General features: G+C 44.8%; 22 protein-coding genes. All 22 read left to right on the top strand.

Annotated elements, in window-relative coordinates:
- Nucleotides 1-10: 10 nt before the first annotated feature.
- Nucleotides 11-844, top strand: coding sequence for a hypothetical protein (locus B3V56_RS06540; protein ID WP_289282506.1), 834 nt, complete (start codon nt 11-13; stop codon nt 842-844).
- Nucleotides 841-1857 carry a vWA domain-containing protein gene (locus B3V56_RS06535; RefSeq protein WP_286305042.1) on the top strand — a complete coding sequence of 339 codons (1017 nt, stop codon included), beginning with the start codon at nt 841-843 and terminating at the stop codon, nt 1855-1857. The genes B3V56_RS06540 and B3V56_RS06535 overlap by 4 nt, the downstream gene beginning before the upstream one ends.
- The gene (locus B3V56_RS06530) at nt 1850-2389 is read left to right on the top strand and encodes an MxaK protein (protein ID WP_286305041.1); all 540 of its coding nucleotides are present in this window, start codon (nt 1850-1852) and stop codon (nt 2387-2389) included. The genes B3V56_RS06535 and B3V56_RS06530 overlap by 8 nt, the downstream gene beginning before the upstream one ends.
- Nucleotides 2386-3321 carry a VWA domain-containing protein gene (locus tag B3V56_RS06525; protein ID WP_289244949.1) on the top strand — a complete coding sequence of 312 codons (936 nt, stop codon included), beginning with the start codon at nt 2386-2388 and terminating at the stop codon, nt 3319-3321. Before B3V56_RS06530 ends, B3V56_RS06525 begins: the two co-directional genes overlap by 4 nt.
- Nucleotides 3322-3409: 88 nt before the next feature.
- Nucleotides 3410-4429, top strand: a complete 1020-nt coding sequence (locus B3V56_RS06520) for a vWA domain-containing protein (protein WP_289284083.1) — start codon at nt 3410-3412, stop codon at nt 4427-4429.
- A 99-nt stretch (nt 4430-4528) separates the two neighbouring features.
- Nucleotides 4529-6136, top strand: coding sequence for a DNA recombination protein RmuC (gene rmuC, locus B3V56_RS06515; RefSeq protein WP_289284082.1), 1608 nt, complete (start codon nt 4529-4531; stop codon nt 6134-6136).
- Nucleotides 6133-6642, top strand: coding sequence for a L,D-transpeptidase (locus B3V56_RS06510; protein ID WP_289282502.1), 510 nt, complete (start codon nt 6133-6135; stop codon nt 6640-6642). The genes rmuC and B3V56_RS06510 overlap by 4 nt, the downstream gene beginning before the upstream one ends.
- Nucleotides 6643-6654: 12 nt before the next feature.
- A complete protein-coding gene (gene nagZ, locus B3V56_RS06505; protein WP_289282501.1) occupies nt 6655-7704 on the top strand; it encodes a beta-N-acetylhexosaminidase in 1050 nt (349 codons plus the stop codon).
- Entirely contained in the window at nt 7701-9461 is a 1761-nt protein-coding gene (locus B3V56_RS06500) for a mechanosensitive ion channel family protein (RefSeq protein WP_289282500.1), read from the top strand. Before nagZ ends, B3V56_RS06500 begins: the two co-directional genes overlap by 4 nt.
- A 31-nt stretch (nt 9462-9492) precedes the next feature.
- The gene (gene dnaE / locus B3V56_RS06495; protein WP_289284081.1) at nt 9493-12990 is read left to right on the top strand and encodes a DNA polymerase III subunit alpha; all 3498 of its coding nucleotides are present in this window, start codon (nt 9493-9495) and stop codon (nt 12988-12990) included.
- 95 nt (nt 12991-13085) lie between these two features.
- Nucleotides 13086-14186 carry a PilT/PilU family type 4a pilus ATPase gene (locus B3V56_RS06490; protein ID WP_414673349.1) on the top strand — a complete coding sequence of 367 codons (1101 nt, stop codon included), beginning with the start codon at nt 13086-13088 and terminating at the stop codon, nt 14184-14186.
- 59 nt (nt 14187-14245) lie between these two features.
- The gene (locus B3V56_RS06485; RefSeq protein ID WP_289244942.1) at nt 14246-15202 is read left to right on the top strand and encodes an acetyl-CoA carboxylase carboxyltransferase subunit alpha; all 957 of its coding nucleotides are present in this window, start codon (nt 14246-14248) and stop codon (nt 15200-15202) included.
- A gap of 8 nt (nt 15203-15210) precedes the next feature.
- Nucleotides 15211-16551: a tRNA lysidine(34) synthetase TilS gene (gene tilS / locus B3V56_RS06480; protein ID WP_289282496.1), complete on the top strand. Its 1341-nt coding sequence runs from the start codon at nt 15211-15213 to the stop codon at nt 16549-16551.
- Nucleotides 16552-16636: 85 nt separating this feature from the next.
- Nucleotides 16637-18268: a CTP synthase gene (locus tag B3V56_RS06475; RefSeq protein ID WP_289284080.1), complete on the top strand. Its 1632-nt coding sequence runs from the start codon at nt 16637-16639 to the stop codon at nt 18266-18268.
- Nucleotides 18269-18272: 4 nt separating this feature from the next.
- Nucleotides 18273-19118, top strand: a complete 846-nt coding sequence (gene kdsA / locus B3V56_RS06470; protein ID WP_091711720.1) for a 3-deoxy-8-phosphooctulonate synthase — start codon at nt 18273-18275, stop codon at nt 19116-19118.
- Between the two features lie 35 nt (nt 19119-19153).
- Nucleotides 19154-20440 (top strand): phosphopyruvate hydratase, encoded by a 1287-nt coding sequence (gene eno / locus B3V56_RS06465; protein ID WP_286305031.1) that lies wholly within the window; start codon nt 19154-19156, stop codon nt 20438-20440.
- Between the two features lie 5 nt (nt 20441-20445).
- Nucleotides 20446-20733: a cell division protein FtsB gene (gene ftsB / locus B3V56_RS06460; protein ID WP_289282494.1), complete on the top strand. Its 288-nt coding sequence runs from the start codon at nt 20446-20448 to the stop codon at nt 20731-20733.
- Nucleotides 20723-21433: a 2-C-methyl-D-erythritol 4-phosphate cytidylyltransferase gene (gene ispD / locus B3V56_RS06455; RefSeq protein WP_289282493.1), complete on the top strand. Its 711-nt coding sequence runs from the start codon at nt 20723-20725 to the stop codon at nt 21431-21433. The genes ftsB and ispD overlap by 11 nt, the downstream gene beginning before the upstream one ends.
- Entirely contained in the window at nt 21433-21912 is a 480-nt protein-coding gene (gene ispF / locus B3V56_RS06450; protein ID WP_289282492.1) for a 2-C-methyl-D-erythritol 2,4-cyclodiphosphate synthase, read from the top strand. The genes ispD and ispF overlap by 1 nt, the downstream gene beginning before the upstream one ends.
- Nucleotides 21913-21914: 2 nt before the next feature.
- Entirely contained in the window at nt 21915-22994 is a 1080-nt protein-coding gene (gene truD, locus B3V56_RS06445) for a tRNA pseudouridine(13) synthase TruD (RefSeq protein ID WP_289282491.1), read from the top strand.
- A gap of 13 nt (nt 22995-23007) precedes the next feature.
- Nucleotides 23008-23787, top strand: coding sequence for a DUF1223 domain-containing protein (locus B3V56_RS06440; RefSeq protein ID WP_289284079.1), 780 nt, complete (start codon nt 23008-23010; stop codon nt 23785-23787).
- A 3-nt stretch (nt 23788-23790) separates the two neighbouring features.
- On the top strand, nt 23791-25176 hold the full coding sequence (gene cysG, locus B3V56_RS06435) for a siroheme synthase CysG (protein ID WP_289284078.1): 1386 nt from the start codon (nt 23791-23793) through the stop codon (nt 25174-25176).
- Nucleotides 25177-25320: the final 144 nt, after the last annotated feature.

Here is a 25320-nt window from a genome sequence, read left to right as displayed (position 1 = left end):
AATACAGACAATGCGATTATTTGCTCTGTTTTTATTTACGCTGGTGACAGCAAACGCCTTTGCGGAAGATGTCACTATTCGTTTTGATCGTAGCTGGGGATTACTGGTCGGTGACCAGATCCAGGCAACCATCCATTTACCCGTAGATAGCAGTCAGTTAGAAGCCCACTCACTGCCACAAGTCGAAAAACGTTATGGTCCCTGGCTGCAGTTGTTAAAGCGCCAGTCAGAAGGGACCGTGATGACATTAACGTTTCAGATAATTAATGTGCCAGCACAGACTCGGGAAGTGCAAACACCAGAAATAGAACTTCGCACAGAAGCAGGAGAGTTCTTAACGGTGCCTGCGACTACACTGGAGCTGGGTTCATTTTTATCGAATGCGGATGGTAGTCAATATCAGCCACGTGCCGATGCTGTGTTACTGCCACAAAGCCATCAACAGCTTCTGACTGAGTTGTGGATTGCCATAGCTGTTTTATTTGTCGCTATCTTAATTTGGTTGGCTTGGCACTTTGGTTTACGGCCACGTCATCGTTTGCCATTTGCGACAGCCGTATTTGAGTTAAATAAAATGCGTTTTCTGGGGCGCAAAAATGCCGATGAAGCCAGTCGTCAATTGCACCATGCATTTAATCGCAGCGCAGGTCGTGTGCTTGTTAAAAATGATCTGTCAGTACTGTGGCAGAAATGCCCTTGGTTGGAACCGCTGGCCGACGAGATTGAACACTTTTACCAGCAGTCAGCCAGCCACTTCTTTAGCCGTGAGCCAGTGGAACAAGCACCATTCTCCGCCTCTTTTGAACTGGCAAAAAAATGTCGTGCTAAGGAGAAAATGGCATGATGCTAGCCGGTTTGGAATGGGATCATGCCTGGCTTTTATTTTTATTGCCGCTGGCATTATTACCCTGGTTTAACCACAATCTGGATAAAACCGTCGCCTGGGTGAATCTGGTTCCCGTCGATCCTTTATCACGTGTGATTAATCTCACCCTGAAAAGCTTGGCTTCTCTCGTCATAGCTTGCCTTATCCTGGCATTAGCCTCACCCAGTTTACCTGAGCAGAAAAGAGAGCGAATTGGTGAAGGTGCGGAGATCGTGTTGTTATTAGATCGCAGCCGAAGTATGGATGATCCTTTTGCTGTTAAAGCACAAGCTGCAACAGTCAGTGTAGGGGGCGATAATTCAAAACGTAATGTGGCTCGGGAGTATTTAACGGAGTTTGTCAAAAATCGTCCTGATGACCGATTTGGCTTCGTCTTTTTCAGTACTAAAGCTATCAATCTTTTACCGTTGACCTATGACAAAGAAGCTGTTTTAGCAACGATTAATGCTAATGCTCTGGGTAAAGGCTTATCAGACACCAATATGGCTGAGGCATTAATCAGCAGTGCCAAAATGTTTGAAGACCAGCCTTATCGCGGTTCCCGGATTGTCTTGTTGGTGTCTGATGGTGGGCAATTATTAACAGATGAAGCTAAAGAAGAGATTGCCAGCACTTATCGTGAGATGAATCTCACGATTTACTGGATATATCTTAAATCCAGGCAGGAAATGACACTCGAAGCCAGCGACAATGACAATTTGTTGTGGGTCGACATTCCTGAACGGAAATTACATACGTTCTTTAAATCGATAGGTGTGCCTTATCGTGCATTTGAAGCTGGCTCATTAGAAAGCTTTGCAGATGCCTTATCTGAAATTGACCGCCAGCATTATCAAACACTGATTGTGGAAGAAACACTGCCACACGAACCTAAAGAAGATGTCTTTCTCTGGTTGGCGATGTTAGCCATGTTGTTATTGGCAAGTTCACATTTATATACATGGTGGGGAGTAAAAAAAGCCCATGAATAAGAAATTACAAACACTACGTTTTTCGTTGATTGTATTGATTTTGGCCAGCACCGCTTCGGTTATCTATTTAGCCATGCAATTGTGGCAAGAAATACAGGTTGAGCAATACATTACTTCACCCTCGGCGAGTGATGATGTACCAGACGATGCTCGTGCACATTTTGCTAAAGCGGCTGATTTTGAGAAGCAGGAACAGCATGAATTGGCCTTGGATCAGCTCACTATTGCTTTGGGTAAGGCTTCGGGTGAATTGATGCCTTTGGTTTTTTACAATCGCGGCAATATTAATTTACGCGCAGCGCTGGAAATGACGGAAGCTGATGCCCGTCAGTTACCCTTAATCGAGTTCGCCAAACAGGATTTTAGACGCGCTTTAGCGTTAGATCCCAACCTTTGGGATGCACGCTATAACCTGGAAGTGGCATTGAGAGCGGTACCTGAAGATCCGGCTGTTAACCCTAACTATGAAAAGAATGTGATCAGCAGCCAGCGTTCAATTGAGAGTAAAGCGTTCAAGGTAGATCTTCCATGAGAGTGAGTTACCAAAAACGTATATTGCTAACAGCCATTGTGATGCTGACGGCGTTTATATTTGTTGTGGCTGCTTTATGGTTCCCGCTGGTCAAGCGAGATGTCAAAATCATGGATGCCATCTTTGTCATCGATATCACCGACAGCATGAATGTGAAAGATGCTGAACTAGACGGGGAGAACGTCAGTCGCTTAGCGTGGGCCAAAGAGTTTACGCGAAGAACGTTATTAGAAATGCCATGTGGTGCTCATGCGGGATTGGCTATTTTCAGCGAATCCAGAAGTTTAATTTTGATGAACCCAGTTGAAGTCTGTGGGTCTTATCATGATTTGATACAGATGCTTGAGCAGGTCAATCCTTATATGGCCTGGGCCCGTTCCAGTGAAGTCTCAAAAGCGGTCTATACCGCTATTCGTCAGGCTAAAGAGATTGATCCCAGACCGACCATTGTGATGTTGACAGACGGGCATGAATCTCCCCCGATTAATCCCACCTTATTTCCTAAGTTTGCTGGTAAGCCAGGTGAGATTCACGGAATCTTAGTCGGGATTGGTGGTGAGGAGCTTCTTCCTATTCCTAAAACAAATGACAAAGGTGTGATTGAAGGCGTATGGGGAATCAATGAGGTGATGCATGAAGATGTGTTTGCCTCAATGCGAGCTGATAGGGATGTCAATGTGAATAAACCCAGAAGTGAACACCTGTCCTCACAGAAAAAATCTCACTTGGCTACCTTAGCGAATCGGGTAGGATTTGCCTTTGTCTCATCACCAAATGACCCGGTGGATCTAGTCGATACTATCCGAGATGAGTCTAACACCCGTGAGCAAACCATCGATTATGATTTATATGCCTGGTTTGCTGGTGCAGCCTTGTTTTTAATTTTGTTGGTGTTTCTACCCTATAGGTGGTTTGTACGAACAGACGACTAATACATGGAGTGAGTTATGTTTGACAGGGATTGTCATTTTAGTCTGACGATTTTCAGATCTTTTGTATGGCTGCGCCTGGCAGGATGTTATGACTGAGTTCAATTGGGCTCATCCTGTTTTTTTCTACTTTCTCCCCCTGGCCTTGTTACCCTGGCTGTTTCTGAACACGACTAAAACGGTTGTTTGGCAAGGGTTTATTCCTAGAGACTCATTGTCTTTAATACTGTCATGGCTTAGCAAATTGTCAGCATCCGTTGCTATTATTTTTCTACTTCTGGCTCTGGCGAACCCTTACATTCCTGAACAAGTGGTTGAACGCACTCGCCAAGGAGCGGAGTTTGTCATTCTGTTAGACCGTAGCCGCAGTATGGATGACCAATTTGCTAGGCCGCCATGGAATACTCTTCGAAGGGACACTGTGATTAGTAGAAGCAAACGCGAAGTTTCAAGGGATTATCTTGCTGAGTTTGTGAGGCGCCGTCCAGATGACCGTTTTGGTTATGTTTTTTTTAGCACCAAATCAACTGAAATATTGAAGCTTACCTACAACAAAGAAGCCGTTCTGGCGACGATCAATGCCGGTGGACTCGGTAAAGGTTTATCTCAAACGGATATTTTCAAAGCGCTGAGTTTGGCTGTGAATATGTACAAAGATGAGCCTTACCGTGGATCACGAAATATTTTACTCATTTCCGATGGTGGCCAAGTTTTTTCTGCCGAGCAGACAGCATACCTGCACCATGTTTTTAAAAAGATGCGTCTGAATTTATATTGGATTTACCTACGATCAATGAAAGGCATGACGTTGGACGCCAGCGATAATGACAGTCTGCTCTGGATTGATATGCCAGAACGAAAATTACACAAAGCCTTTAAAAAACTGGGCGTACCTTACCAGGCTTTTGAAGCAGGCTCACTGGATGAGTTTTCTAAAGCCATTGATGAAATCCACAAACAGCAATCACAGCCTCTAATTGTGGAAGAGCGGGTACCGAAGCAATCTCAGCATGATCTTTTTTTGTCGATAGCGTTACTCGCTTTTTTACCATTGGTACTAAGCCGATGGTTAACTGTGCTGGGCGTGTATCAAGCGACACATAAACCCTAGCGAATATCGCAATTATTATCTGGCTTTGTTATCTTGTAGAGCTTGTTCAGCCTGCACGTATCAGGCTGATAGCACCATCTCTATATTGCAGGAATCACTATGTTAGAAAGTCTGTCGCCTGATCAACTTATTGGTTTACTGGCAATTGTTGTTGTGGTTTCTGCTGCATTGGCTTATTTAGTATTTGCTTTACGTCATAGCCGCAAAACAGCCGAACTACAAAACCACATACACGCCTTAGAGCTGAGTCAGAGTGGACAAGAACAACAACTGCAAGCCGCATTGGCTACTGAGTCACGATTAACGACTGCTTTGGATGAACAGAAACAACAGATTCATCAACTCAATCAAACATTGGAACAGACAAAACAGCAGTTACATCAGGCTGAAAAACAATCGGAAACAGCACAGGCTAATTACCTGTCTTTACAACAGCAATTCACGGATAAAAAAGCTGAGCTGCAACAGCAAGTAGAGGCGTTTCAGGACTTACAGCAAGCTTATCAGTCACTATCCAATCAACATACCGAGTTAAAAACGACTTTAGAGAGAAGGGAAGAACATTTCAAAGAGCAAATGGCGCAGCTGGCAGATACCAAACAATCAATGACTAAAGAGTTTGAGAATCTGGCAAACAAGATTTTTGAAGAAAAAGGCAAAACATTCACCGATACCAGTAAGTCGAGCATTGATGTGCTCTTGAAACCTTTTCGTGAGCAGATTGAAGGGTTCCAGAAACGGATTAACGAAGTGCATGATGCGTCAATCAAGGGCAATACTAATCTGAATGCTGAGATTAAAAAAGTATTGGATATTGGCCTGAAAATGAGTGAAGACGCCCACAACCTGACTTCCGCTTTAAAAGGCGACTCTCAGCAACGTGGTGCCTGGGGTGAAGCGCAACTAAGACGGACTCTGGAAATGAGTGGCTTAATTGAAGATGCACATTTTGAAGTACAGACAGCATTTAAAGATGCTGAAGGCAAACAGAAACAAACGGATTATTTGATTAAACTGCCAGATAATAAACACATCATTATTGATAGTAAGGTCTCCCTTAACGCTTATGACCGTGCGGTGTCAGCAGACACACCAGAATCATACAGCTTGGCGATGGCGGATCATGTCAGAGCGGTGCGTAAACATATTGATGATTTGGCTTCAAAGGATTACACCAATGTGGTCGGCATGCGAAGTCCCAGCTTTGTGTTGATGTTTATGCCAATTGAGCCTGCGTATATTGAGGCATTAAAAAATAACAAGGATTTGTTTGAGTATGGCTATAAAAAAAGCATTGTACTGGTGTCTCACACCACGTTAATACCGATTCTGAGAACGGTCTCTAATTTGTGGATGATGGAACGTAGTAATGCTGAAGCTCGGGAAATCAGCGAAAAAGCAGGGGATATTTACAATCAGGTGGCGATTGTCGCTGAACGATTACAAAAATTGGGCAATACTTTGGGCACAGTTAGTAATCAATATAATCAGGTCATCAAAGGTGTGGCAGGGAAGCAGGGCTTATACGGCAAAGTGGATCGCTTTGGTCAGTTATCAACGAAAGTCAGCAAATCATTGCCACAATTGGAAACGATTGAACGTGATTACGAAACTGAACCGTTGACCATGATTGTTGAAGCCATAGAGGAAGAAGATGATCCCCAGTTGTTATCGCATAATGAACAGTCAGTCTCTGCCAAAGAATGATGAACTCGGATGTGATTAAAGATAATGAAGCCTGGCTGGATATATCACTGACACAGCAACATTGCTGGCTGCGTCAGGCTGATAAAGTCTTGTTTGAAGCGCCTGTTTCTACAGCGCTAAATGGTCCCGGTGAGCAGAATGGCAGTGGTTGTACACCGCGTGGCTGGCATCTGATCCGTGCAAAAATTGGCCATAATCAGCCCATCAATAGTGTTTTTGTCGGGCGTCGTCCTACGGCTGAAATTTTCAATGCAGCCTTAAAAGCGCAATTTCCTAATCGTGACTGGATCCTGACTCGAATTCTTTGGCTCAGCGGCATGGAAGTCGGTAAAAACCGACTGGGAAATGTTGATACAATGCGCCGTTATATTTATATCCATGGTTGTCCTGATGAGTTACCGATGGGGGAGGCACTCTCTCATGGGTGTGTGCGTATGCGTAATCAGGACGTAGTGACGTTGTTTGATCAGGTTCACCCTGGTCTTAAAGTCTGGATCCACGAATAAGGTTAAATCACTATGGCATTAGGCCCCTTGATGGTCGATTTGCTCGGCACTGAACTGAGCGAAACAGAAAAAGAAATGCTTAAACATCCCCTGGTCGGCGGGGTAATTTTATTTAGTCGTAATTTTGAGTCAGTCGAGCAAATTACCCGTTTATGTGACGACATCCATCAGCTGAGACAACCGCATCTGCTGATTTCTGTCGACCACGAAGGCGGTCGTGTCCAGCGTTTCAGAAAGGGCTTTAGTCGTTTACCACCTGTGGCTGCCATAGGTAAGGCATATCATCAGCATCCAAAATTGACGCTGGAAAGAGCAGAGCAAACCGGCTGGTTAATGGCTGCAGAATTAAGATCGGTTGGTGTTGATTTCAGTTTTGCACCTGTACTGGACTTAGATTATGGCGTTAGTCAGGTGATTGGCGATCGTGCCTTTCATCGTGATCCGTTAGCGGTAACGGACATCGCTCGTGCTTATATTCAGGGTATGAAACGCGCCTGGATGTCGGCGGTAGGAAAACATTTTCCAGGTCATGGCGCAGTAGAAGTCGACTCACATCTTGGCTTGCCTGTTGATAGCCGTCATCTGGAAGATATGCTGCAGGCCGATATGTTGCCATTTACCCGTTTATGTCAAACTGAGCTGGCAGGCATTATGCCTGCACATATTGTTTACGAAAATAATGACAAACTACCGGCCTGTTTTTCACCGTTTTGGTTGCAGGACATGCTACGCGGTAAACTACAGTTTCAGGGTGCCATTTTGAGCGATGACCTGAGCATGGAAGGGGCTGCTATTATGGGAGGCCCTCTGGAAAGAGCCGAAGCAGCGTTATCTGCCGGCTGTGATATGGTGCTGGTATGCAATAATCCCGGTAGTGTTGAGCAGGTAATTGATGGCCTGAAAGACGCGACTGATCCGTTGAGAAACGCACGTTTGATGCGCCTGCATGGTCGGCATTCGACGCCTCGTCATGAATTACAACAAAGTGCCGAATGGAAACAGGCTGTGCAAACCGTGATGGATTACGCACCTGATCCTGAGATGGAGTTAAATCTCACATGATAACGAGGTCGTTGTTTTTCTTTTTGATGATATGGAGCTTGTCAGTCCACGCTGGCGGCGGAATTAATCCTGCCGCTATTGTCGGCATGCAGAGTTCATCGAGCCAGGAAAAACCTGTTGATGTCACGGTTGAGAAGCTTAATCTGACTCAGCCCCGAATCACGGTAAAACACTTTATCAAAGCGATGGATAAAGTGGCTGAAGGGGATAATAGTGCGATCGAACACGCTGTTTCGACCTTTGATTTATCCAATGTCAGTCCGCTTATACGAACGGAGCGTGGTCGCGAAACGGCACGCCTGCTATACAATATTATTCAGATCGCCAAGACGCCAAAAGTCAGTGAGATTCCTGAAAATCCGAAAGGCAAGCAATATACCTATCTAAGAACAGATAATGGCAATATTGTGCTTAAGCTTGATGAGCAAGGTGATTGGTTATTCAGTCCAGAATCTATTGAAGCCATTCCTGATATTTTCAATGAACTCAGTCACAACAAAGAGCTGGTTGAAAAGTCTTCAGCAAAAGTGTCATTACCCGTCAGTGTCAGATTACGATCAGATATACCGGAATTTCTGAGGACTGGTTTCTTATTAGAATATTGGCAATGGATTGGCTTATTTCTGATTATTGTTATCGGATCTATTGCAGACAAATCTCTGGCATTTTTATTAAAACTGCATATCAAACGCCGTAAACAGAAACATGCCTTATACACAGAATTAGATGACGATGTATTACGTCCCCTAGGTTTAATGGCCATGGCTCTGATGTGGTGGTCAGGTCTGAATTTACTGGGTTTACCTGATACGGCACTGTTGATTTTGTTGGTGGCGGTGAAACTGTTAGTGTCGATCTCGGGCATATGGAGTGCGTTCAGACTGGTCGATATTTTTAATGCCTATTGGACGGCTCGCGTGAGCAAAACGCAGACCAAGTACGATGACTTATTAGTACCCATGATCACGAAGAGTATGAAAGTATTTGTGGTCGTGATGGGAATCGTATTTGCCGCCGATAATCTGAATATTGATGTCACTAGTTTATTAGCGGGTCTCGGTCTCGGTGGTTTAGCATTTGCATTGGCCGCTAAAGATTTATTGGGTAATTTCTTTGGTTCCTTAACTGTGCTGATGGATCGTCCCTTTCATATCGGTGACTGGGTTGTCATTGGTGATATCGAAGGAATGGTGGAGGAAGTTGGTTTTCGTAGTACACGAATCCGTACCTTTTATAACTCATTAGTCACCATGCCTAATTCCATATTAACCACCACCAAAATTGATAATATGGGCGCGCGTCGTTATCGTCGTATGCTGACAAAATTAGCAGTCACCTACGATACGCCACCAGAAAAAATTGAAGGTTTTTGTGAGGGTATTCGACGCATTATTCAGTTGCATCCCTATATGCGTAAAGACCTCTACCAAGTCTACTTTAACGATTATGGTGCCGCTTCATTAGATATTCTCTTGTATGTGTTTTGGGCGACACCGGACTGGAACACCGAGCTTCGAGAACGCCATCGTTTTTTACTGGATGTTCTGAGATTGGCACATCAAATGGAAATCGAGTTTGCGTTTCCAACCCAAACGCTTTATATAAAACGAGGTCAGAATGGGGTACCAAAAGCGTCACCTTATTCCCCTGCGATGAGTCAGGAAGAAGCCTTTGCCAAAGGCCATGCAGAAGCTGAGTCGATTGTAGGGCAGACACTGGGCGATAGAATTCCAGGCCCTGTTGAGTTCCCTCGCTAAATTAATCACAGAAAATAGGTTTAATACATTAATGCCAAAATCGTTTGTCCATCTTCATTTGCATACTGATTATTCACTGGTTGATGGTTTAGTCAGAGTCAAACCCTTGGTCAAGCAAGTGGCCGATGCAGGCATGCCTGCTATTGCGATCACCGATCATCATAATTTATTCGCGGCGGTGAAATTATTTAATGCGGCGATGCAGGCTGGTGTGAAACCGATATTAGGTGCCGATCTGCGTTTGCGTGATCCGAATGACGCCAAGCAAAGCACGCGGTTTGTGTTGCTGTGTATGAACCTGGATGGGTTTCACAATCTGTCACGCCTGTTATCAAAAGCCTATATGGAAGGCCAGCACCTCGGTGTACCGATGCTGGAAGCTGAGTGGTTGCAAGGCCAAACTGATGGACTGATTTGTTTATCTGGCGGTCGTGAAGGTATTTTGGGTAAAGCCTTACTCAATCATCAGAAAGATGAAATTGAGCAGCAGCTTAACTTCTGGCAGACATTGTTTCCTGACCGTTTATACATGGAGTTGATTCGTACCGGACGAGAAGATGAAGAGCGGTTTATCCGGGCAGCTACAGCTTTAGCAGCAGAAAAAGACTTACCGGTGGTCGCGACCAACGATGTGCGTTTCTTAACCCCTGATCAATTTGAAGCGCATGAAGCCAAAGTCTGTATTCATGAAGGTCGTCAGCTGGATGACCCACGTCGTCCACGGAATTACTCGGAGCATCAATATCTTCGAAGTGCTGAAGAGATGACCGCCTTATTTGATGACATTCCTGAAGCAATAGAAAATACGGTTGAAATTGCCAAACGGTGTAATCTGCAACTGACACTGGGTGAGCATTATCTGCCTGACTTCCCAGTACCAGACGGCATGACCATTGAGCAGTTTTTCAGTGAAGAATCTTTCAAAGGCCTTGCTGAACGCTTAGAAGTATTGTTCCCCGACGAAGCCGACAGAGAAGCGAATAAAGCACGCTATGAAGAGCGTTTGCAGATTGAGCTGGATGTTATCAACCAAATGGGCTTCCCAGGCTACTTCTTGATCGTTGCTGACTTCATCCAGTGGGCGAAGAATAATGATGTGCCGGTTGGGCCAGGACGGGGGTCGGGTGCAGGTTCTCTGGTGGCTTATGCCTTAAAAATCACCGACCTTGATCCCTTGCAATATGACTTGCTGTTTGAACGTTTTCTTAACCCTGAGCGTGTTTCTTTGCCCGACTTTGACGTCGACTTTTGTATGGATGGTCGTGACCGGGTTATTGAATATGTGTCACAACATTATGGTCGGGATCACGTATCACAGATTATTACCTTCGGGACCATGGCAGCCAAAGCGGTATTGCGTGATGTCGGCCGTGTATTAGGTCATCCCTATGGCTTTGTTGATCAGCTCGCAAAATTAGTCCCGTTTGAATTAAAGATGACACTCAGCAAAGCGATGGAGCAAGAGCCATTGCTGAAAGAGCGTTATGACAATGAGGAAGAAGTCAAAACCCTGATTGACCTCGCTTTACAGCTGGAGGGCTTAACCAGAAACGTCGGTAAACATGCCGGTGGTGTGGTTATCGCGCCAAAAGTATTGACCGAGTACACGCCAATTTACAGTGAGCACAATGGTGCTGGTCTTGTCTCTCAGTTTGATAAAGATGATGTGGAAAGTGTCGGTCTGGTGAAGTTTGACTTTCTGGGTCTGAAGACGCTGACAGTGATTGACTGGGCAATGAAAAACGTCCGCACGCTGCTACCGAAAGAAGACGCCGATAAAATCGATATTGCCAATCTACCATTGGACGATAAACCAACCTACGCTTTATTGAAGCGTTGTGAAACAACCGCCGTATTCCAGCTTGAATCGCGTGGGATGAAAGAGCTGGTTAAACGCTTACAACCTGATAATTTTGAGGATATCGTGGCCTTGGTGGCGTTATTCCGTCCTGGTCCATTGCAATCGGGCATGGTAGATGACTTTGTTAACCGTAAACATGGTCGAGCAAAAGTTGATTACCCTCATCCTGATCTTGAGCCTGTATTGAAGCCAACCTATGGAGTCATTGTCTATCAGGAACAGGTAATGCAAATCGCCCAGATCCTGGCGAACTATAGCCTGGGTGGCGCCGATATGTTGCGCCGGGCGATGGGGAAGAAAAAACCGGAAGAAATGGCCAAACAACGTTTATTGTTCCTCGAAGGGGCAGCTAAACGGGGCATTGAGGAAAAAGAAGCCGGACCGATTTTCGACTTGATGGAAAAATTCGCTGAGTATGGTTTTAACAAATCTCACTCGGCGGCTTATGCCTTAGTCGCTTATCAAACCGCCTGGTTAAAAGCCCATTATCCAGCCGCGTTTATGGCAGCCGTCTTATCTGCGGATATGGATAATACGGATAAAGTCGTTGGCTTGATTGATGAGTGTCGTGATATGAAACTGAAGGTGCTACCACCTGATGTGAATCACAGCAAAATCAAATTCACCGTGGAAGATGAAAGAACGATTCGTTATGGCTTAGGCGCAATTAAAGGCGTGGGTGAGTCTGCCTTGGCCGGTATTGTGTCTGAGCGTGAACAGGGCGAAACCTTCAGTTCTTTGTATGATTTTTGTCGCCGGGTTGATATGCGTAAGATTAACCGTCGGGTGATGGAGTCGCTTGTGAAAGCGGGTGCCATGGACTCTCTCGGTGGACACCGCGCCAGTATTGAGGCCAGCCTGACAAAAGCGATGCAGATCGCCGATCAACACCGGCGTAATAAAGACAGTGGTCAGAATGATCTGTTTGGACTCAGTCCGGAAGTTGATAGCGGTCAGGATGAACCTCTGGAACAGGCCGCGGAGTGGGCAGAAGAACATTTATTACAGGCTGAAAAAGACACCCTGGGTTTATACTTGAGTGGTCATCCGATTGATCGTTATCAACAAGAATTGGCTGAATTCATCCCCAAACGCATAAATGAACTGGATGCGCCTGAATCTAAAGGGTATCAGCGTAATGAAAAGCCAGTGTTAACCGCTGGCTTGGTGGTGGCGATTCGCACCATGAAGTCAAAAAATGGCGGCCGTATGGCTTTTATCACATTGGATGATCAGAGTGGTCGTCTGGAAGTGCGAGTGTTTGCCGATGTTTATGACCAATATCAGAGCTTTATTCAGCCTGACAAGCTTGTAGTGATTCAAGGCAAAATCGGACAGGACAACTTCACTGGGGGCCTAGCCGCGACAGCAGAAAAAGTGTTTGATATCACTGGAGCGCGCGAAGCGTTTGGTCATTCTCTCCAGATTAATATTGATAATAAAGACAAGGTCAGTCAGTGGATAGAACAAATGAAAAATACGCTGACGCCTTTCAAGGGTGGTGCTTTATCACTGGAGTTGTTATATCAGAACGAACAAGCAAGCACGGTAATTATGTTAGGTGATGACTGGCAGGTTATCCCCAGCGATACTTTGATGAGTCAGTTAGCTATGTTGCCGGAAAGTCAAAACGTCACCGTTCGATACCGTGCTACGATGACAAATTGAGCACTCGAAAAGCGTGAAACGCATAATAGTATGCACATTCGCATTGTTGTAGGATAAACGCACTATCTGAGCATTGTTGCAAGAGGACCCGCAAAGTGGATATGACACCTTATTTCAGACTGATGGCAGACAAGGATGCCTCAGATATGTTTTTCTGCACTGGTACTGAACCCCATATCAAAATTCAGGGCGTCATCAGACCGGTTGGCACCCAGAAATTAGCGCCCGGTGATGTGAAAGAAATGGCTTATTCGATGATGACGGATGAGCAGGCAAAGGAATTTGAAAGCACGCTTGAGATGAACTTTGCTGTTCCTCTGAAAGGCGTGGGGCGTTTCCGGGTCAATATTTTCCGTCAGCGTGGCGAGTGTTCTATCGTGATTCGTTATATCAGAACCTCCATTCCAACCTTTGAGCAAATTGGCTTACCTGATGTGCTCGGTGATGTGGTGATGGAAAAACGTGGACTGATTCTGGTGGTGGGGGCAACAGGTTCAGGCAAGTCAACCACGCTGGCATCGATGATAGGTCATCGCAACCGTAATTCCAGTTCACATATTCTGACAATTGAAGACCCGCTGGAGTTTGTACACAAACATGAACGCTCAATCGTGCAACAGCGTGAAGTGGGTATTGATACTTTATCTTATGAAAACGCCTTAAAAAATGCCTTGCGTGAAGCGCCCGACGTCATTCTTATTGGTGAAATCCGTGATATGGAAACAATGAAACACGCGATTAACTATGCTGAAACGGGTCATCTCTGTCTGGCGACATTGCACGCTAATAACGCCAATCAGGCACTCGATAGAATTATTAACTTTTTCCCTGAAATTTTGCACCGACAGCTATTAATGGATTTATCGCTTAATTTGCGAGCCATTATTTCTCAACGATTATTGCCAACCAAGGATGCAGGGCGTGTACCTGCCGTTGAGGTCATGCTGAATTCTCCATATATCTCAGATTTGATCAATAAAGGAGAAATTGGCAGTATCAAAGATGCCATGCGTGACAGTAATGAAAAAGGTACCATTACATTTGATCAGGCGCTGCTCGGTCTGTATCGCAGTGGTAAGATCACAGAAGAAGACGCATTAATGAATGCCGATTCGCGTAATGATTTGAGTCTGGCTATTCGTCTTGGTGACGACAGTGCCGGGTCAGACACACCAGATGAATTAATTCTCAGCTAAGTGTCTCACTGGCTTAATGTGTATAATTCACCCATTTTTGAATATCTAAGGTAATCCTGATGCAGTTAAATTTCCTTGACTACGAACAACCCATCGCTGAGCTGGAAGCGAAAATTGATGAGTTGCGCTACATGAGTAATGACAGTGATTTAAATATCACTGAAGAGATTCAAAAGTTAAAGGAAAAAAGTGAAAGTCTGACAAAATCGATTTTCGCCTCATTAACGCCCTGGCAAATCACACAAATGGCGCGTCATCCACAACGCCCATACACCCTTGATTACATTAAATTACTTCTGACAGACTTCGAAGAACTGCATGGTGATCGCACCTATGCTGATGATGCGGCTTTGGTCGCCGGGATTGGTCGTTTAAATGGTCGTCCTGTTGTGGCGATTGGCCATCAAAAAGGGCGTGACACCAAAGAAAAAGTCGCCAGAAACTTTGGTATGCCAAGACCAGAAGGTTATCGTAAAGCATTGCGTGTGATGAAAATGGCAGAACGCTTTGGCATGCCTGTGATTACCTTCATTGACACGCCTGGCGCTTATCCTGGCATCGGTGCTGAAGAACGTGGTCAAAGTGAAGCGATTGCCCGTAATCTGTTTGAAATGGCACAATTAAAAACGCCCATTATCAGTACAGTCATTGGTGAAGGTGGTTCTGGTGGCGCATTAGCTGTAGGTGTTGCTGATCATCTGATGATGCTTGAATACGGTATTTACTCGGTGATTTCCCCTGAAGGTTGTGCATCTATTTTATGGAAGAGTGCCGAAAAAGCCTCAGATGCCGCAGCCACATTAGGTGTGACTTCTTCACGACTGAAAGAATTGAAACTGATCGATGAAGTTGTCGCTGAGCCTTTAGGCGGTGCGCATCGTAACGTGCCTGAAATGGCAAAACGCGTCAAACAAGCCATTGAAAATAAACTGAAAGAGTTAGAAAAACTCCCTGCTGATAAATTAATCAAACGCCGTCAGGAAAAACTGCTGAATTACGGCGCTTTTGAGGGATAAAAAACGGGGTGTCATTAAATCCCCAAAAAATCATCACTGACATTACTTCACTGGCGGCAGGACGACCTGTTTGTCTTGCCTACAGTGGTGGTGTCGATTCTCATGTCTTATTGCATCTATTAGCAACCACACAACACCCACAGCTTGCTCAAGTTCGTGCTGTACATATTAACCACGGTTTACATAAAACAGCGGAGCAGTGGGCTAAGCATTGTGCCGATGTTGCCAGCAAACTTGATATTGAATTTAGTCATATTAATGTCACTGTTCAGGATATCGATGAATTAGGTTTGGAAGCCGCAGCCAGGAAAGCCCGCTATGAGGCTCTGAGTGATGAATTACTGCCAGATGAAGTGCTGGTCACTGCCCAACATCAGCATGATCAGGCTGAAACGCTTTTACTGCAGCTATTTCGTGGTGCAGGGCCATTAGGACTTTCTGCTATGTGGCCTGAAAGTCAGTCACATGGTATGAGCATTATCCGACCACTGTTAGATGTGCCCAAGCAGGATATTCTTGATTACGCTGAACTTCATCAGCTTCAGTGGGTTGATGATCCCAGTAATCAAAACATCGATATCAATCGCAATTATCTACGCCAAGAAATTTGGCCGCTTTTGCAACAGCGTTGGCCCACTATTGAAAAAGCTATTAGTCGAAGTGCGAAGCATTGCCAAGAGACTAGTCTGCTATTAGCTCAATTGGCGGAACAGGATCGAGAACAGTGTCAGTTGAAACACGATGGACATTTATCTATCGCAGCGGTGAAACAACTACCCTTGGAGCGGCAACGAAACCTGTTGCGGTTTATGATTGAAACAGCAGGGTATGTATTACCGTCTACAGCGATTTTACAGCGTATTATCGAAGACGTGATCAATGCCGCTGATGATAAAGCCCCGCTGGTGAGATGGGCAGATGCTGAAGTCAGGCGTTATCGAGATGATTTATATGTTCAGACTTCTACAGATTCAGAACTCCCTCCAATAGAGATTAATTTCACTGGCCCTGCAGAACTTGAGTTGTCCGACGACTGCACACTCAAATGGCAGCTGACTTCCGGTGATGGTTTGAAAACATCTGTGCTCAATGGTGATCTCATGATGCGTTATCGTCAGGGCGGGGAAAAAATCCGGCTTAGGGGACATCCGCAACACAAATCATTAAAACAGCTTTTCCAGGAGTGGTCAGTACCACCTTGGAAGCGCGCAACTATTCCGCTGATTTTTGTTGGAGCAGAGTTAGTCGCCGTTGTGGGATATGGTTATGCTGAACATTATGCGGCTGATACTGGTGAAAAAGGCTGGCTGCCTTATCTGGCTGGTGATCTTCAACCAGATTTAGATTGAGCGGGAAGGGCAATTCTGATAATTTATACGCTATTTTGAGCGCAGCCATTCTGGCCGCGTCGTTTTTTATTGAACTCTCCATATTATGACTAAATTTATTTTCGTCACTGGTGGTGTTGTGTCTTCCCTGGGTAAGGGGATTGCCGCGGCGTCACTGGCTGCTATTCTTGAAGCACGTGGACTGAAAGTCACGTTGGTAAAACTTGACCCTTACATCAACGTTGATCCCGGTACGATGAGCCCGCTTCAACACGGTGAGGTTTTTGTCACAGAAGACGGTGCAGAAACTGACCTTGACCTCGGTCACTATGAGCGTTTCATTGATGCGGATATGACCCGCAGCAATAACTACACGACCGGACAGATTTATGAGAACGTGATTCGTAAAGAACGTCGTGGCGAGTATTTAGGCAATACCGTACAGGTTATTCCGCACATTACTGATGAAATCAAGCGCTGTATTTTCGAAGGTGCTGGTGATGCCGATGTGGCGTTGATAGAGATTGGTGGCACAGTCGGGGATATTGAATCCTTACCTTTCCTTGAAACCATTCGTCAGATGGGCTCCGAATTGGGCCATGAGCGTGCATTATTCCTGCATTTAACTCTGGTGCCATATATTGCATCGGCAGGCGAAATCAAAACCAAACCCACACAACATTCAGTTAAAGAACTCAGAACCATAGGTATTCAACCGGATGTGTTGGTATGTCGGATGGATCGGCCTCTGCCAGAATCTGAACGTAAGAAAATTGCGTTATTCACCAATGTGGCAGTGAATAATGTGGTGTCTTGTGTGGATGTGGACAGCATCTATAAAATTCCGATGGAATTACATCGTCAGGGCTTAGATGACATTGTCGTGAAACAATTAGGTTTAGATGCTAAACCGGCTGATTTAAGCCAATGGCAACAGGTTTATAACAACCTGACTAAACCGGAAGGCGAAGTGAATATTGCTATGGTCGGTAAGTACATGGAACTGACCGAAGCTTATAAATCGTTGTCTGAATCATTAATTCATGCTGGTATCCATACCAGAACCAAAGTGCATGTGCACTATGTCGATTCGGAACTGGTTGAACAGCAAGGGCCGGATTGCATCAAGGATATGGATGCGATTCTGGTACCGGGCGGCTTCGGTGAGCGCGGTGTTGAAGGCATGATCCAAACCGCGCAGTTTGCCCGCGAAAATAATGTTCCATACCTGGGTATTTGTTTAGGTATGCAGGTTGCCGTCATTGAGTATGCACGTCATAAAGCCGGTATGCCCGAAGCTTACAGTACTGAGTTTGACTTAAACACGGTTGATCCTGTGATTGGTCTGATTACTGAATGGCAAAAAGAAGACGGCAGCGTTGAGCAACGCGATCATGATTCTGACCTTGGCGGTACCATGCGCCTTGGTGGTTATCCATGTGTACTGAAACCTGGCAGTCTGGCTCAAAAAATTTATGGTGAGCAAGAAATTGTTGAACGTCATCGTCACCGTTACGAGTTCAATAGCAACTATAAAGAGAAACTGGAACAAGCGGGTTTAGTGTTCTCTGGTATGTCAAAAGATGAAACCTTGGCTGAAATGATTGAAATTCCAGAACATCAATGGTTTGTAGCTTGTCAGTTCCATCCAGAATTCACATCGACACCGCGTCATGGCCATCCTTTATTTGAAGGATTTATCAGTGCTGCCAAAGCTAACAAAAAGAATAGAGGGTAATATCATGCAATTATGTGGTCACGAAGTGGGTGGTAGACAGCCTTTATTTTTAATTGCCGGTACCTGCGTTATTGAAAGTGAGCAAATGACCATGGATGTAGCCGGTCAGTTGAAAGAAATCACTGACAAGTTGGGTATTCCATTTATCTACAAGTCTTCTTTTGATAAAGCCAATCGTACCTCGACAAAGAGTTATCGTGGACCAGGTTTAGAAGCCGGTTTAGCGATTCTGGAAAAAGTTAAAAAAGAATTTAATTTGCCCGTACTGACGGATGTGCATGAAGATACGCCACTAGCCGAAGTTGCCAGCGTGGTAGATGTGTTGCAGACACCAGCGTTCTTATGTCGCCAAACGAATTTTATTGTCAATGTGGCTAGTCAGGGGCTGCCAGTTAATATCAAAAAAGGTCAGTTTCTCGCACCTTGGGATATGCAACACGTCGCAGACAAAGCCAAATCAACCGGTAACCAACAGATTATGTTGTGTGAACGTGGCACCTCATTTGGTTACAACACCCTGATCTCCGATATGCGTGGTTTACCTACCATGCGAAATATGGACTGTCCTGTAGTTTATGACGCAACACACTCCGTACAGCAGCCCGGTGGACAAGGCGGTGCCTCTGGTGGTCAACGTGAATTTGTGCCTGTACTGGCACGTGCAGCGGTCGCAACCGGCATTGCCGGTGTGTTTATGGAAACACACCCCGAACCTGAAAAAGCCTTAAGTGATGGACCTAATTCCTGGCCATTACATAAAATGACAGCATTGTTAGAAATGCTGCAAGCAATAGATGCAACAGTAAAACAACAAGACTTTATCGAAGACGAGCTGTTAGCTGGTCGATAAGTCGGTATCAAAAAAAACATTACGGGAGCAGAGCATTGAGCAAAATCATTGATGTAAAAGCAAGAGAAATCATCGATTCACGTGGTAATCCGACGGTTGAAGCTGACGTTATTCTGGAAAGTGGTGCATTTGGACGTGCAGCAGTGCCATCTGGTGCCTCAACAGGTGAACGTGAAGCCGTTGAATTACGTGACGGCGATAAAGGCCGTTACTTAGGTAAAGGTGTTTTAAAAGCAGTTGAAGCCGTCAACGGTGAGTTACGTGAAGCGGTACTGGGAATGGACGCTAACGACCAACGTGCTTTAGACAATAAATTGATTGCCACAGATGGCACCGAAAACAAAAGCCGTTTAGGTGCTAATGCCTTATTAGCTATCTCGATGGCATCTGCCCGCGCTGCTGCCGCCGATGCGAAGAAAACCTTATACAAATACCTGTCAACCGAAGAAAAAGCCGTGATGCCAGTACCGATGATGAACATCATCAACGGTGGTTCACACGCTGATAACAGCGTCGATTTACAAGAATTTATGATCATGCCTGTCGGCGCATCCAGCCTGACAGAAGCTGTGCGTTATGGTGCTGAAGTCTTCCATGAATTGAAAAAAGTGCTGAACAGCCGTGGCTTGAATACAGCTGTCGGTGATGAAGGTGGTTTTGCACCGGATCTGCCATCTAATGAGTCAGCGATTGAAGTGATACTGGAAGCCATTAAAAACGCCGGTTATGAAGCGGGTAAAGATATTATGTTGGCTTTAGATGCAGCCAGCTCAGAATTTTATAAAGATGGCATGTATGTGCTGGCTTCTGAAAATCGCTCATTAACGTCAGCAGAATTTGCCGATTTATTGGCAGACTGGTCGAATAAATATCCGATCATCAGTATTGAAGACGGTATGGATGAAAATGACTGGGAAGGCTGGAAATTGTTGACCGATAAAATTGGCGATAAAGTACAGTTGGTCGGTGATGACCTGTTTGTCACTAACCCGAAAATTCTGCAAGAAGGTATCGATAAAGGCGTCGCCAACTCGATTCTTATCAAAGTGAATCAAATTGGTACTTTGTCTGAAACATTGGATGCGATTAACTTAGCGAAAGCCAACGGTTATACCGCTGTTGTTTCTCATCGTAGTGGTGAAACAGAAGATACGACAATTGCTGACTTAGCGGTAGCGACCAATGCTGGCCAAATCAAAACTGGCTCATTATCACGCTCTGACCGCGTTGCGAAATACAATCAATTGATTCGCATCGAAGCTGAATTAGGTGATGCTGCCAGCTACCCAGGTATGAAGGCGTTTAACGTCCAACAAGCCTAGGTGATATGTCTAAACCCGTCATGATTTTGTTAGCCATCATATTGGTATTGCTTCAATACCGATTATGGCTAAGTCATGACGGGCTTCCTTCCTTATTACGTCTCCACCAATCTGTAGAAAAGCAACGCATTGATAACGCTGAGTTAAAAGAGCGAAATCAAGTGCTTGCTGCTGAGGTACAAGACTTAAAAAGTGGTCTTGATGCCCTCGAAGAAAGAGCTCGTAGTGAGCTGGGCATGGTAAAACCAGGCGAAACCTTTTTCCAGATTATTGATAAACCAGATGAGCAGTAAACAGGCTGTTTGGGCTGTTGTGCCCGCTGCAGGTATTGGCAGTCGTATGCAGGCTGATATTCCTAAGCAGTATTTAGAGATTAATAATAAACCAGTATTGCAATTAACACTGGAGCGTCTGGCTTCACATCCGGCTATTGATGGCATTGTGATTGCTTTAGCTGAAAATGATACGTGGTGGTCTGATTTATCACTCACCTTACCTTGTGAGTTGCTGACAGTGACAGGTGGTAAAGATCGTTCTGATTCGGTAACAAATGCGTTAAAGGTTTTACAGCAACGGCTAGCTGACGATCCTTGGGTATTGGTTCACGATGCGGCCAGACCTTGTCTACGACATGAAGATATTGATCGTATGCTAGCCACCTTATCGCAAGATCCGGTTGGTGGCATTCTAGGTATTCCCGTGTCAGATACGGTCAAACGAGTCGATGCCGATAACGTCATTAAAGAGACTGTTTGCCGTCAAGGTCTTTGGCGTGCTGCGACGCCACAGATGTTTCGTTTAGCAATGCTTTCACGTGCACTACAGTCAGCATCAGCCCAATCTTTCGCCGTTACTGATGAAGCCAGCGCAATGGAACTTGCTGGCTATCAGCCACGTATGGTGGAAGGGCATAGTGATAATCTAAAGATCACACTTCCACAAGACTTGGCACTTGCAGCACTTTATTTACGCCAGCAGGCAGGAGAAAATTAATGCGTATCGGACATGGCTATGATGTTCATCGGTTTATTGAGGACACCCCATTAATCATTGGCGGTATGACCATTCCACACACGCATGGACTTGAAGCGCATTCAGATGGTGATGTATTGATTCATGCTATCTGTGATGCTTTATTGGGTGCTGCCGGTTTATGGGATATCGGCCATCACTTTCCTGATAATGATGAGGCATTCAAAGGCATTGATAGTCGTATTTTATTGCGGCGTGTTATCGACGATCTTGCAAAACGGGGATGGTCTGTGAGTAATGTTGATGCCACGATTATTGCACAAGCACCCAAAATGGCGCCTTTTATCCCTCAAATGCGCGAATTGTTAGCCGCCGACATGCAAACCGATATCACTGCCATTAATATCAAAGCGACTACCACTGAAAAGTTAGGTTTTGCGGGTCGCAAAGAGGGGATAGCCACTCATGCTGTCGCCTTGATTAAGCCGATGGACGACTAACCTTGTCATCATTTGATCTTGCCGCCTTAGCCAGAGTCAATACAGCAGCGTTAAACCATCGTTGCCTTATTCGTCAGACGCCTGAAGATTTTCGAGTCGAAGAGCAATTGCCTTTTGAACCCGCTGGTCAAGGGCCTCATGTGATGTTACAAATTACCAAAACCGATACGAATACTGATTGGTTAGCCAAACAGCTGGCTCAGTTTGCTGGTGTTGAAGAGGTGGCGATTGGCTATGCTGGTTTAAAAGACCGACACGCTGTCACGACGCAATGGTTTAGTGTTAATACTGAAGGTGTCACTGAACCAGATTGGTCAGCCTTTGAGTCTGACTTGATAACCATCAATCAAATCAAACGCCATAATAAGAAACTAAAACGTGGTGTGTTATCTGGTAATCGGTTCACCCTGAACTTGACCGTTGTTGATGGTGATAAACAAAGTTGGGAATCGGCGCTTAGTCAGGTACAAAAAGACGGGGTACCCAATTACTTTGGTGAACAGCGATTTGGTCACCAGATGAATAATTTACAGGCTGTTGAACAATGGTTCCAGCAAGGAAAAAAACCTAAAAGTCGTACCAAAAAAGGTCTATACCTCTCTGCTGCGCGTTCATGGTTGTTCAACTTAATAGTGAGTGAACGTGTCAAAAATAGTAACTGGAATCAATGGTTAAAAGGTGATGTGATGCAGTTAAATGGCAGTCACAGTTGTTTTCAATCCGATAACGACGACATGCAACTGCATGATCGCCTTGCTCATTTTGATATTCACCCAACTGGGCCACTTGTCGGGCAAGGCGATCTGTTGAGTCAGGATGACTGCCAGCAATTAGAAACGGTTATTTTGGCAGATTGGCAGGATTGGCTTCAGGCATTATCTCGACAAGGGCTCAAGCAAGAACGTCGAGCTATACGCCTACTGCCTTCAGACTTTAACTGGCAATGGTTTGATACACATCTGCAAGTATCATTTTTTCTACCAGCAGGTTGTTTTGCGACGTCTGTGTTGAGAGAGCTCGCTATTATTGAAGATGGCAGTGAAAGATTTAGCCAGCCACTTAGCCCGTCACAACAGAAATAAAATGGAGGTCTTTATGTTTAAACAAGCCTGCCGACTCCTGACCTTGTTTAGCTTATTTACATCTCCTGTTTTGCTTGCCTCAGACTGGCAAGCTGAAACAAGCAATAAGCACCTGGTTGTGATGGAATTGTTCACAGCTGAAGGCTGCGGTTTATGTCCACCTGCGGAAAAATGGGTGAAACAGCTGCCTGATAAAGGTGTGACAAACGAAGATATCGTGGTATTAAATTTCCACGTCGATTATCTGGATGAAAAAAAAGGCTGGGTAGATCGTTTTGCTAGTCCGATTTTTACAGAAAGACAAAAACAGCTTGCCAGATTAAATCTATTTCAAACTGTCTATACACCTGAATTCTTCATCAGTGGAGAGGTGTTACATGATTGGCGAGCACATGGCCTTGAAGCCATTGATTTTGTGAGTGACTTTGAGCCTGAAGCCGATATCGCATTACACGCACAGCTTGCTGGTACTACCTTATCAGTGGATACAACAGTGACAGTGCAAGATCAGGAAAACAGAGAGCACAGCCAAGTGTATCTGGCGCTGACTGAAAATAATGTCCTCAGTGAGATCCGTGGTGGCGACAATGCTGGTGCAACGTTTAATCATCAATATCTTGTCAGAGCCTGGCTTGGACCATACCCGTTAAAAACAGATGGTACAACTGAGCTAAAAACACAGATTCCTATCGACAAAGACTGGAAATTAGTTGATATGTCATTGGTGGCTATTGTTCAAAATATGGAAAATGGTTATGTCTTACAAGGGCTGGCCTTACCTTTAAAAGATTAATTCATGGATTATTTACCGATATTTTTAGATTTAAAACAACAAACTTGCCTGGTTGTGGGCGGAGGCAGTGTTGCCACTCGAAAAACGAAGCTACTCTTAAAAGCTCAGGCCAAAGTAACTATTGTCTCACCTGAGCTGACTGATGCATTAAATGTGCTTGTTCAGCAAGGCGAGGTAAGTTGGACTCAATCATTGTTCACTCCAGCTCATATCAGCAACCAACGCTTGATAATTGCAGCAACAGATGACGAAAAGGTTAATCAGTCTGTACATGAGGTTGCTCAAAAGAAAAATATCTTAACCAACCTCACTGATAACCCTGATGACAGCGACTTTATTTTTGCTTCGGTATTAGATCGCTCTCCTATTATTGTGGCGGTATCCAGTGGTGGTGAATCGCCGGTTTTAGCTAGGAATTTGCGTGCACGTTTAGAAACCTTAATTCCACCAGGCTACAGTAAGCTAGGCGAATTGATGGGAAAATATCGTTATGCGGTGAAACAGAAGTTTGGAGAACTTCGTCAACGCAGACAGTTTTGGGATAACGTTTTATCTGGTTCTGTTGCTGACCATGTTTTAGCGGGTCGAGAAGCTCTGGCTGAGCAGGTTCTTCAACAACAGCTGGCTGATGAGGCGGAAACGATTGACACCGGCGAAGTGTTCTTGGTGGGTGCTGGTCCTGGCGATCCTGAATTACTGACATTTAAAGCACTAAGACTCATGCAACAGGCCGATATTGTTTTTTATGACCGCTTGGTCAGTAAAGAAATTTTGGCTTTGGTTCGTAAGGAGGCTGAACTCGTCTATGTCGGTAAGCAACGATCATGGCATGCCGTTAGACAGGAAGAAATCAATAATTTATTACTTAAACATGCCCAACAAGGCAAACGTGTTTTACGTTTAAAAGGCGGCGACCCATTTATATTTGGTCGGGGTGGAGAAGAAATCGATACCTTGGCTGAACATAATATTCCTTTTCAGGTGGTGCCTGGAATCACAGCCGCATCAGGCTGCGCATCCTATGCTGGTATACCATTGACTCATCGCGATTATGCCCAAAGTTGTATTTTTGTGACTGGTCAATTGAAAGAAGGGGAATTAAATTTAAATTGGCCTGTCTTAGTGAAACCAAGACAAACAGTGGTGGTCTACATGGGACTTGCTGGCTTACCTCAATTGAGTCAACAATTGCAACAGCATGGCATGCCGGCCGATATGCCTGCAGCACTGGTCCAACAAGGTACAACTGAAAACCAAAAAGTCTGGTTAAGCAACATTGCTGAGCTACCTATGCTTGCTGAACGTGAAAAACCCATTGCACCCACCTTACTTATCATAGGTGAAGTAACGAAACTGCACGACAAATTGTCTTGGTTTAAATCTGGTTGATATCAGCCACCCTGGTTGGTTCATTGTAGCCGTTTATAGGTGATTTCACTGCTATTAAGATTTGTAAGTGTTTGTTAAAAAAACATTTATAAACTTGGCACTATATATGCTCTTGTTATTGAGTTTTTACAACCATAAAAATAA

The organism is Methylophaga sp. UBA2513 (genome assembly GCF_002341285.1).
GTDB classification, from domain to species: Bacteria; Pseudomonadota; Gammaproteobacteria; order Nitrosococcales; family Methylophagaceae; genus Methylophaga; species Methylophaga marina.
Note: the sequence above shows the minus strand (reverse complement) of the source record. Positions and strands in the feature narration are given on the sequence as shown.